Consider the following 10,367-nt stretch of genomic DNA (forward strand, 5'->3'; position numbering starts at 1 on the left):
GCGGATCAGAGCAGCTCGGCGAGCAGCGCCGCCGCCCGTTCCGCGCCGTCGGTCTCCACCGGCCGGTAGTCCACCTCGCGCTCGATCTCGGCGGCGATCACCTCGGCGAGCTGCTCCGGGTCGGTGTCTGCGTACTCCATGCGCCGTCCCGCGCCGTACTGGGCGAGCCGGCGCGGGACGTGCACCTGCTGCTCGAAGTGGTGGGCGAGCGGGAAGTAGCAGAACGGCCGGCGGGCGGCGACCAGCTCCATGGTGGTCGTCAGCCCGCCCTGCACGACGGCGAGATCACACGCCGCGAGGTGGCGGTAGAGGTCCGGCACGTATCCCCGCACCTCCACGCCCTCGGGCACCGGGACCGACGCCGGGTCGATCCGCGGGCCGGTCACCGCGACCATGCGCAGCCCGGGCACCCGCTTGGCCGCGAACGGGAACGACGCCGCGACCTTGCGCAGCAGGTGCCCGCCGACACCGGAGCCGCCCGCCGTGACCAGGCAGACCCGCTCCTCGGGCCGGTAGCCGAGCTCGGCGCGCAGCTGGTCCCGGTCGCCGGGTGGGTCGAACCCGGTCACGTAGCCGGCGAACGAGTAGCGCTCCAGTGCGAAGTCCCGCACGGTGGGCAGGCCCGGGCCGAGCAGGTCGTGGACGAGGTCGCCGGGGTTGCCCACGAAGATCGACCGGTCGCGCAGCCGTGGGTAGCGGCGTATCCGCTCGACCCGCTCGGCGTTGACGTCCGCGGTGAGCGCGGCCTCCGCGGTACCGCCGTCGGGCAGCGGCAGGAAGCCGACGAAGTCGCTCAGCCAGGCGTACGCGGTGCGCTTGAGCTCGGGGTTGTCGAACAGGAAATGGTCGATCTCCCAGCCCTCGTCAGCCACCCACAGGTCGTAGGCCTCTTCGGTGACGACGTCGTGGAAGACGTGGAAGTTGGCGACCATGATCTCGTCCATCCGGCGGACCGCCTGGAAGACGTGCAGGTCGTGCTCGCCGGCCTCGGACTCGAAGTGCGCGCTCTCCCCGGCCAGCCATCGGCTCGCCGGATGGATCCGCTCGCCGCGCTCGGCCAGCATCCGGGTCACCGGGTCCTGGGCCAGCCAGTCGATCTGCAGGTCGGGATGGTGGCGGCGCAACCGGTCGGCGATCGCGAGATCGCGGCGGACGTGCCCGAGACCGATGGGCGAGGAGACGTACAGCGCCCGCGGCCGCCGCTCCCGGGCCCGGGTCCAGGTGAGCGGCGGGAGCGCCGCATGGGGCATCCGCTCCCCCAGGGACCCGGCGAACTCGCGGATCAGCAGGTTGGTCCGCACCGGATCACGCATCGTGGGGGCGTGCCCACCGCCGCGCACGGTGACCAGCCGGCCGGTCCAGCCGGCCAGCGCCACGCCGGTCTCGTAGGGGACGACGGCGTCGCAGTCGCCGTGCAGGAGCAGCGCCGGGCAGCGGATCGCGCGGCAGATCTCCTCGGCGTCTCGCTCGGTCGGGGTGTCCACCGCCGCGGTGGTGAGCAACAGCGTCTCGGCATCGGTGTCCAGCCCCCAGCCGACGCCGTCCTCCCACTGCTTGGTCGAGTGCGGCTCGGTGAAGACCTGGGACATGAAGAACTCGACCCAGCCCCGGTAGTCCTTCCGCCAATAGTGCCGGTTGACCTTCTGCGCGCCCTGGTAGTCCGCACGCGGCCGGTCGAAGTCGGGGGGTAGCGGCCAGGGCAGCGCGGCGCCGATCGCGACCACGCCCGCGGCCCGCTCGGGGTACCAGGCGGCGAGCTGCAGCGCGTGCCGGCCGCCCAGCGACAGACCGGCGACGACGGCTCGGTCCGTGTCGGTCGCGTCCATCACCGCGATGGCGTCGTCGACGTATTCCCGGTCGGCATAGGCCGGCGCCGTGCCGGGGCGGTCCGCGCGGCCGTTCCCGCGGCCCTCGACCGTGATCACCCGGAAGTGCCGCGCGAGGTAGGGGACCTGGGCCTTCCACTGGCGCATGTGCACGATCGCCCACGAGGTGAGCAGCACGATCGTCGGCCGCCCCGAGCCGAAGACCTCATAACCGACCCGGACCCCGTCGCGCTCCACCGTGCCGGTCTCGTCGGGTTCGCGGGCGCGCACGGCGGCTCCTCCCTCTGCGGGACGTCGAGACCAGGGTCTCCCACCTCTGACCTCGCCGAATCGCCCATGCGGCGCAAACACCGGGCACCGCTCAGGTCGGCGGCGAGCGGACCGGAACCGCTCACGCGGGCGGGGACGCGGCGCCCGCCGGCCGGTCTGGGACCGGTCGTTCGAGGACCTCCCGGATATTGCGCTCGACCAACCCGTCGTGGGGCAGGAGCCAGCCGAGCTCGAGGTAGGAGTTCAGCTCCCGCGCGACGAGCTGCCCGACCGGTCCGGGGTACACCTGCAGCGCGCGGGCCGCGGCGAAGCGGATGCGGACGACGTCCGCGCGCTGCTGGCGCGGCCGGACGTGGCCGTGCGCGCCGATCGTGCGCAGCCAGTCGTAGGGGTGCGCACCACGATGTCGCCACTCATCGCCGCTCTCCCTCCCGCGGCCGCGAGCTGTGCACCTGCGAGAGAACCTGCTGGGCGCCGCAGCCGGACTCCGCCCGTCACCGCCGCGGTGGGTGCGGAGGGCCGCCGTGGTGCGGACGTCCGCCCCTACCCGCGGCCGCCGGCCAGTCGAGCAGCAACCGGCAGTGCTGCTTGATGACGGTCGCGGCGGGGGTCCCGGCGCCGGCGCTCGTCCCGTTCGGCACCACCACGACGCGGAGCTCCGACGCCGTGGGCCGGTCCTGCGCCGTCCACCGGTCGAGCAGCGCGGCGAGCCGCCCGGTCAGCTCCGGACCGGCGGGGCCGAACGCCTGCAACCAGATGGCGCCCTGCGCGGGTTGCTCACCCGCCGTCACCGGTGGATCCACCACCACCGCCCCCAGTCCACGGGGCCCGCCGACGCCGGCCGCGAGCGCGACAGTGCCCCGGTCCGGACCGATCGGCAGCAACCGCCGCCCCGGCTCACCCTCGACGGCCGGTCCGGTGGCGAGCAGCCGCAGGACTGCGGAATCGGTCACCGCGAGCCACAGCCCCAGTCCGTCCCACAGGTCCGCCGACCCCAGCTTCACCCCGGCGGGCAGCATCGGGCCGGGGGCGGCGAGCGCCGCGCGCACCCCGGCGAGATCGAGCGGGGCCTCCTCGGCTACCTGCACCGCGAGCCCGTCGTCGGTCAACGCAACGCTCGCGTCCGGCCCGGCCGCGACCCCGCGCAGCCGGATGAACGCGCAGCTGCGAACCGAATCGCTGTGCAGCAGGCCGTCGGGCCCGAGGTCGAGGCCGACCGACAGCTGGCTACCTCGGATCGCCAGCGGCAGCAGCAGCCGCCCGCCCGGGGCCAGCTGAGCGACCCACTCCGGGCGGACGTCCCAGCTGCCCACGGTGAGCACGATCCGGTCGTACGGGGCCCGCGGCGGATGGCCGAGCGCACCGTCACCCGCCACGAGCTCGACACCGTCGACGCCGGCGGCACGCAGGTTCTGCTCCGCCTGCACGACCAGATCGGGGTCGATGTCGACCGACGTGACCGCACCGGACGGGCCGACCAGCCGGGCCATCAGAGCCGCGTTGTACCCGGTCCCCGCGCCGATCTCGAGCACCCGGTGCCCGGGACGCAGGCCGAGCTGCTCGAGCATGATCGCCATCATCGACGGTTGGGAGGCCGAGCTGATCGCGACGCCGCCGGCGTACTTGATGGCCACCGCCTCGTCCGCGTACGCGGCCTCGATCGGGGTCCCCGGCAGGAACAGGTGCCGGGGCACCGTCGCGAACGCCTCGGCGACGGCCGGCGTGCGCACCCGCACGCCCCGGCGCAGTGCCGCGACCAGCCGCGACCGGGCATGCTCCGGAGAAACCATCCCCCTGAGTCTGCGACCAACCTCGCGCCCCCGCAATCAGCAGCCGTGGTGGCGTTCCGGTGCCCGGAGGAGCGACGAGGGCGATGGCCCGCCGAGGAATCCGGGAGGGTCAGGAGCCGGCCATCGCCACCAGGTCGTCGGCGTGCACCACCTCACGGCGTTGCTCGGGCGGCAGCTCGTCACTGCGCCGGCCGATGAGCGCCGGTAGTTCCGCGGCGTCGTAGCCGACCACGCCACGGGCCACCACGACCCCGTTCGGACCGACCAGGTCGACGACGTCGCCGGCCACGAACTCCCCGGAGATGCCGTGGATCCCCGCGGCCAGCAACGAGCGCCGCCGCCGCAGCACCGCGTTCACCGCACCCTCGTCGAGGTCCAGCCGGCCGCGGACGTCCGCGGCGTGGCGCAGCCAGAACCGCCTCGCCGACATCCGCCGGCCCGACGGGCGGAACGCAGTACCGGTCTTGGGCCCGTCCACCGCCGTCTCCAGTGCCGCACCGACCTCCTCGGCGGCCGCGAGCAGCACCGGGATCCCCGCGGCCGAGGCCATCGCGGCCGCGGTGAGCTTGGTGGCCATCCCGCCGCGGCCGAGGCTGGCGGCCCCCGGCCGCGCGATCTCCACGGCCTCCAGGTCGGCGGGGGCGGCGACCTCGGCGATGAGCGACGAGCCGGGTCGCCGGGGGTCGTCGTCGTAGAGCCCGTCGACGTCGGAGAGCAGCACCAGCCCCTCCGCACCGATCAGGTGCGCCACGAGCGCGGCCAGCCGGTCGTTGTCGCCGACCCGGATCTCGTCCGTGGCCACCGTGTCGTTCTCGTTCACCACAGGCAGCACGCCGAGGCCGAGCAGCCGTTCGAGGGTGCGCTGGGCGTTGCGATAGTGCGCACGGCGGATCATGTCGTCCGCGGTGAGCAGCACCTGCCCGACCGGCTGGTCGTAGCGGGCGAACGACGCCGAATAGGCGTGCGCGAGCAGCAGCTGTCCGACGCTCGCCGCGGCCTGCTGGGTGGCCAGGTCCCGGGGCCGGCGGGTCAGCCCGAGCGGGGCGAGCCCGGCGGCGATCGCGCCGGAGGAGACCAGAACGACCTGGGTGCCGGCCGCGCGCCGGGCGGCGAGCGCGTCCACCAGCCGGTCGAGCCGCTCGGGATCGAGCCCGCCGTCGAGGCTGCTCAGCGACGAGGACCCGACCTTCACCACCAGCCTGCGGGCCGCGGCCAGCTGCGCGCGGGCGCTCATCGGGCGTCGCCGGGGCGCTCCCCGCCGTCATGCCCGGGCCCGTCGGCCGGGTTCCCGGCCTCGCTGACCTCGCCGGTCTCGGCGGCGCTCTCCCACGCCGGCTCGTCCCAAGCGTCCTCGGTCCCCTCGTCGGACACCTTGTCGGACACCTCGTCGGCGGCCGCGCTCTGGGCGAGCTCCTCATCGGTGTGGTGCCGGCGGCGCTCGATCCTGGCCGCCTTGCGCTCCGCCGCCCCGACCCGGCCCGAGCGTTCCAACCGGGCATCGGTGCCGCGCCCGGACATCATCACCGCGACCCCGGCGGGCGTGCTCGGCTCCCAGTCGAAGGTGACATCACCGATGGTCACCGGGCAGCCCGGCACCGCACCCGCCTCCGCCAGGGCGTCCTCGACCCCGAGCCGGGCCAGCCGGTCGCCCAGGTAGCCGACCGCCTCGTCGTTGTCGAACGACGTCTGCCGGATCCAGCGCTCGGGGCGGGCGCCCCGCACGATGAAGCCGCCGGGCAGTTCGGGATCGGCCTCGATGGTGAACCCGGCGTCGTCGACGGCGGCCGGCCGCAGCACCACCCGCGTGGGCTCTACGACCGGCAGGCTCACGCGGTAGGCGTGCACCTGCTCGGCCATGGCGAACGAGAGCTCGCGCAGCCCCGCGCGGCTGGCGGTGGAGATGCGGTGGACGGGCCAGCCGAAGCGCTCGGTGAGCTCGGCGGTGACCAGGTCCGCGATGTCGTCGGCGTCGGGTACGTCGACCTTGTTCAGCGCGATCAGCCGGGGCCGGTCGGCCAGCTCGCCGCCGAGCGCGGGGGTGTAGCGGGCCAGTTCGTCCTCGAGCGCCTGCACGTCGGAGACCGGGTCGCGCCCGGGCTCGAACGTCGCACAGTCCACGACGTGCACGAGCACCGAGCAGCGCTCGATGTGCCGCAGGAAGTCCAGACCCAGGCCACGGCCCTCCGATGCACCGGGGATCAGCCCGGGCACGTCGGCGACGGTGAACACCTCATCGCCCGCGGTGACCACACCGAGCTGCGGGACGAGCGTGGTGAACGGGTAGTCGGCGATCTTCGGCCGGGCCGCGGACAGGGCCGCGACCAGCGACGACTTGCCCGCCGACGGGAAGCCGACCAGCCCGACGTCGGCCATCGACCGCAGTTCGAGCACCAGGTCACGGCTCTCGCCGGGTTCACCGAGCAGCGCGAACCCGGGCGCCTTGCGGGCCGACGACGCGAGCGCGGCGTTGCCCAGGCCACCGCGCCCGCCCTCGGCCGCGACGAACCGGGTGCCCGGGCCGACGAGGTCGGCGACGATGTTGCCGCGCCGGTCGAACACGACCGTGCCGTCCGGGACCTGCAGTTCCAGGTCCTCGGCGTTGGCACCGGCCTTGAAGCCGCCCTGGCCCTGCTTGCCGCTGCGGGCGGTGGCGTGCGGGCGGTGGTGGAAGTCGAGCAGGGTGTGCACCCCCGGATCGACGACCAGGACGATGGAACCGCCCCGGCCGCCGTTGCCGCCGTCCGGGCCTCCCAGCGGCTTGAACTTCTCCCGGTGCACCGAGGCGCAGCCGTTACCGCCTGCTCCCGCGGTGGCGTGCAGAACGACCCGGTCGACGAACCGCGACATCGGACGACTCTCCTCTTGATCTCGACCACGGCCGTCTGTCGACCATGATCGCTCGCTGGGAGCCGGTGGCCGCGCTCACCGCGGCCGTCGGCTCCGGACCGGCGATCGTCGACGACCGCCGGCGGCGCCGCAGGACGGCGCCGGATGGATCTCCGGTACCCAGCATGACCCGGGTACGCAACAGAAAAGGCGGGCCACCCGGTTGGGGCGGCCCGCCGATTCGGAACTGGGGTGGCGCAGGCCTCAGACCTGCACCGGAACCACGTTCACGGTCTTGCGACCGCGCTTGGTGCCGAACTCCACGGCGCCCTCGACCAGCGCGAACAGCGTGTCGTCGCCGCCACGGCCGACGCCGGTGCCCGGGTGGAACTTGGTGCCGCGCTGGCGGATGAGGATCTCGCCCGCGTTGACCGTCTGGCCGCCGAAGCGCTTGACGCCCAGGCGCTGCGCGTTGGAGTCGCGCCCGTTGCGTGAGCTGGACGCACCCTTCTTGTGTGCCATGGCTGCGTCTCCTTACTTCGCGATGCCGGTGACCTGGACCTTCGTCAGCGGCTGACGGTGCCCCTGACGCTTGTGGTACCCGGTCTTGTTCTTGAACTTGTGGATGCGAATCTTCGGGCCCTTGGTGTGCTCGACGACCGTCGCGGTCACCGAGGCACTGGCCAGCGCCTCCGCATCGGTGGTCAGCTGGTCGCCGTCCACGAGCAGCACGGCGGGCAGGCTGATCTCGGCGCCGGGCTCGCCGTCGATCTTCTCGACGGTGAGCACGTCGTCGACGGCCACCTTGTACTGCTTACCGCCGGTCTTGACGATCGCGTACATCGTTGACGCACGACTCCTGAAAATCGGGGGACAGATGCGCGCGTTTCACAGCGCACGCGCCGCCGCCGGCGAATGCTCGTCGGCTCGGCTCCGAGGTCCCAGGGTACGGAACAGGTTCTGGAAGGGTCAAACCGGGTCTCCCCCGGAGCCCTCCCCGGCGTCGCCGCCGGTCGGCGGGCCCGCGGGGCGGGACGCCGCACGGCGGGAACGCCGCGGTCGGGAAGCGGTGGACGGCTCGGGCTGGACCGGGATGCCGGCGGGCTGCACACCCGCCGCCACCGACTCCGCCTCGGTGTTGGCCGCGGCCTTCGCCTCGGTGTCCGCAGCCGGGGCGACCGCAGTGATCACGGTCGCCTCGCCGCCGGTCGACGGGGCGCCCGCCGTCCGGGTCACCCGGCCCCGCCGGCGTGGCCGGGCCGGAGCGGCCTGGCCGTTCGCCTCCGCAGGCTGGGCGCCGTGGCCGTTGAGGCCGCCGGGAGCAGCGTGCGCCGCCGGCGGCTCGACCGGCGCGGGCTGCGCCGGCGTGGCCTGAGCCGGCGTGGCCTGAGCCGGAGTGGCCTCCGCCGCGTCGAACGGCTCGCCCACCGGCGCAGGCGCGTCCGCCACCGGCGCCGGAGCGGCCTCCGCGGCCACTGCCTGCGCCGCGACCGGGTCCGCAGCCACCGGTGCGGTACCCGCGGCCGGGGCGACCGGATCGGCCGCCACCGGCTGCGCCGCGACGTCGGACGGCTTCGCCGGAGCGGTCGCCGCCACCTCGCCCGGCGCCGGGGCCGACCGGTCGTCACCGTTGCCGCGGCCGTCCCGGCCCCCATCGGCGGCACGGTCGCCGTCGCCGGACCGGCCCTGCCCCGACCCGAAGTCGGGCCGGCCGCCGTCGTGACCACCCTCGTCACCGCGCCGGCGCCCGGCCCGGTGGCGGCGACCGCCGCTCTCGGAAGCGGCGAGGGGGCGGTCGCTCTGCTCGGGCACCGGCTCCGTCGAGACGAGGACGCCGCGGCCTCGGCAGTGCTCACAGGGGGTCGAGAAGTGCTCGAGCAGCCCGCCGCCGACTCGCTTGCGGGTCATCTGCACCAGGCCCAGCGAGGTCACCTCGGCGACCTGGTGGCGGGTGCGGTCGCGTGCCAGGCACTCGGTGAGCCGGCGCAACACCAGGTCCCGGTTGGCCTCGAGCACCATGTCGATGAAGTCGATGACGATGATGCCGCCGATGTCGCGCAACCGCAGCTGACGGACGATCTCCTCCGCCGCCTCCAGGTTGTTGCGGGTGACGGTCTCCTCGAGGTTGCCGCCGGACCCGGTGAACTTCCCGGTGTTGACGTCGATGACGGTCATCGCCTCGGTCCGGTCGATCACCAGCGTGCCGCCGGAGGGCAGCCAGACCTTGCGGTCCAGGGCCTTGAGCAACTGCTCGTCGATCCGGTACTCCGCGAAGACGTCGTTCGGCCCGACGTGACGGTGCAGCCGATCGGCCAGCTCGGGCGCCACGTGACCCACGTAGTTGGACACGGTGTCCCAGGCGTCGTCACCGGAGACGATCAACCGCGAGAAGTCCTCGTTGAACTGATCGCGCACGACCTTGATCAGCATGTCGGGCTCTTCGTAGAGCAGCGACGGGGCCTTGGGCTTGTTCGGCCCGGTCTTCTCCGACTTGGTCTTGATGACCTCCCACTGCGCCTGCAGCCGGCGGACGTCGCGTTCGAGCGCCTCCTGGCTCACACCCTCGGAGGCGGTCCGGATGATCACCCCGGCCTCGCTGGGGACGATCTCCTTGAGCATGTCCTTGAGCCGCTTGCGCTCGTTGTCGGGCAGCTTGCGGCTGATCCCGGCGGCGCCGCCCGAGGGCACGTAGACCAGGAACCGGCCGGCCAGGCTGATCTGCGTGGTCAGCCGAGCTCCCTTGTGCCCGATCGGGTCCTTGGTGACCTGCACCAGCACGCTGTCGCCACTGGACAGGGCCTGCTCGATGCGACGGGCCTTGCCGTTGAGCCCGGCGGCGTCCCAGTCGACCTCGCCCGCGTAGAGCACCGCGTTGCGGCCGCGCCCGATGTCGACGAACGCGGCCTCCATGCTGGGCAGCACGTTCTGCACACGGCCCAGGTAGATGTTGCCGACCATGGACGGCCCGGTACCGCTGCCACCGGTGACGAAGTGCTCGACGAGGATGTCGTCCTCGAGCACCCCGATCTCGGTGCGGTCGCCGTGCTGACGGACCACCATCGAACGGTCGACCGACTCGCGGCGGGCCAGGAACTCGGCCTCGGAGAGGATCGGCGCCCGGCGGCGGCCCGCGTCGCGGCCGTCGCGGCGGCGCTGGCGCTTGGCCTCGAGCCGGGTCGATCCCCGGACACTCTGCACGCCGTCGCCGTCGGAGTCGTCGGTGCGCGCCTCGCGCGGCTGCCGGATGCGGGTGACGGTGTTGGGCGGGTCGGTGTCCTTGACGTCGGCGCCGTCCGCACCGTCGTCACCCGAACCGCGGCGGCGGCGGCGACGGCGGCGCCGCCGCGTGGTGCCGGCCTCGTCGGCCTCGTCGGCCGTGTCATCGGAGTCAGTGGAGTCCTCGGAGTCCTCGGAGTCCTCGGAGTCCTCGCCGGACTCGGAATCGGCAGTGGCGTCCTCGGGGACGTCCGCGTCCTCGGTGGCGTCCTCGGTGTCCGCGCTGTCCGAATCGTCGGACTCGTCGCCGTCGTCTCCGCTGTCGGCCCCGTCCGTGCCCCGGCCCCGGCCCCGGCCGCGGCGACCGCGGCGACGCCGGCGGCGGTTCCCGCTGTCGTCGTCCCCGGAGTCGTCGCCGGAGTCGGCGGCGGGCGTGGAC

The 10,367-nt window shown here is 73.9% G+C and carries 8 protein-coding genes; all 8 read right to left on the minus strand.

Going from position 1 to position 10,367, the window contains the following annotated elements; translation table 11 throughout:
• Window positions 1–5: 5 nt before the first annotated feature.
• On the minus strand, window positions 6–2,096 hold the full coding sequence (locus HF519_RS06820; protein WP_169411213.1) for an alpha/beta hydrolase: 2,091 nt from the start codon (window positions 2,094–2,096) through the stop codon (window positions 6–8).
• A gap of 121 nt (window positions 2,097–2,217) precedes the next feature.
• Window positions 2,218–2,382: a hypothetical protein gene (locus HF519_RS06825; protein WP_169411215.1), complete on the minus strand. Its 165-nt coding sequence runs from the start codon at window positions 2,380–2,382 to the stop codon at window positions 2,218–2,220.
• A gap of 208 nt (window positions 2,383–2,590) precedes the next feature.
• Window positions 2,591–3,886: a methyltransferase domain-containing protein gene (locus HF519_RS06830; protein WP_169411217.1), complete on the minus strand. Its 1,296-nt coding sequence runs from the start codon at window positions 3,884–3,886 to the stop codon at window positions 2,591–2,593.
• 109 nt (window positions 3,887–3,995) lie between these two features.
• Window positions 3,996–5,120 carry a glutamate 5-kinase gene (proB, locus tag HF519_RS06835; RefSeq protein ID WP_169411219.1) on the minus strand — a complete coding sequence of 375 codons (1,125 nt, stop codon included), beginning with the start codon at window positions 5,118–5,120 and terminating at the stop codon, window positions 3,996–3,998.
• Window positions 5,117–6,733, minus strand: coding sequence for a GTPase ObgE (gene obgE, locus HF519_RS06840; RefSeq protein WP_169411221.1), 1,617 nt, complete (start codon window positions 6,731–6,733; stop codon window positions 5,117–5,119). Before obgE ends, proB begins: the two co-directional genes overlap by 4 nt.
• Window positions 6,734–6,976: 243 nt before the next feature.
• Entirely contained in the window at window positions 6,977–7,234 is a 258-nt protein-coding gene (gene rpmA, locus HF519_RS06845) for a 50S ribosomal protein L27 (protein ID WP_169411223.1), read from the minus strand.
• 12 nt (window positions 7,235–7,246) lie between these two features.
• Window positions 7,247–7,555, minus strand: a complete 309-nt coding sequence (gene rplU, locus HF519_RS06850; protein ID WP_169411225.1) for a 50S ribosomal protein L21 — start codon at window positions 7,553–7,555, stop codon at window positions 7,247–7,249.
• 126 nt (window positions 7,556–7,681) lie between these two features.
• Window positions 7,682–10,367: Rne/Rng family ribonuclease (locus HF519_RS06855; protein ID WP_169411227.1), on the minus strand; the 2,686-nt coding region annotated here is incomplete at its 5' end.

Origin of the sequence: Pseudonocardia bannensis, from assembly GCF_012911875.1 — a bacterium.
In the GTDB taxonomy this organism is placed as follows: Bacteria; Actinomycetota; Actinomycetes; order Mycobacteriales; family Pseudonocardiaceae; genus Pseudonocardia; species Pseudonocardia bannensis.

What these genes read in the sequence shown, in the direction of transcription:
- HF519_RS06830 (WP_169411217.1), bottom strand. Translation starts at nt 3,886, where the DNA reads ATGGTTTCTCCGGAGCATGCCCGGTCGCGGCTGGTCGCGGCACTGCGC.
- rplU (WP_169411225.1), bottom strand. Translation starts at nt 7,555, where the DNA reads ATGTACGCGATCGTCAAGACCGGCGGTAAGCAGTACAAGGTGGCCGTC.
- obgE (WP_169411221.1), bottom strand. Translation starts at nt 6,733, where the DNA reads ATGTCGCGGTTCGTCGACCGGGTCGTTCTGCACGCCACCGCGGGAGCA.
- proB (WP_169411219.1), bottom strand. Translation starts at nt 5,120, where the DNA reads ATGAGCGCCCGCGCGCAGCTGGCCGCGGCCCGCAGGCTGGTGGTGAAG.
- rpmA (WP_169411223.1), bottom strand. Translation starts at nt 7,234, where the DNA reads ATGGCACACAAGAAGGGTGCGTCCAGCTCACGCAACGGGCGCGACTCC.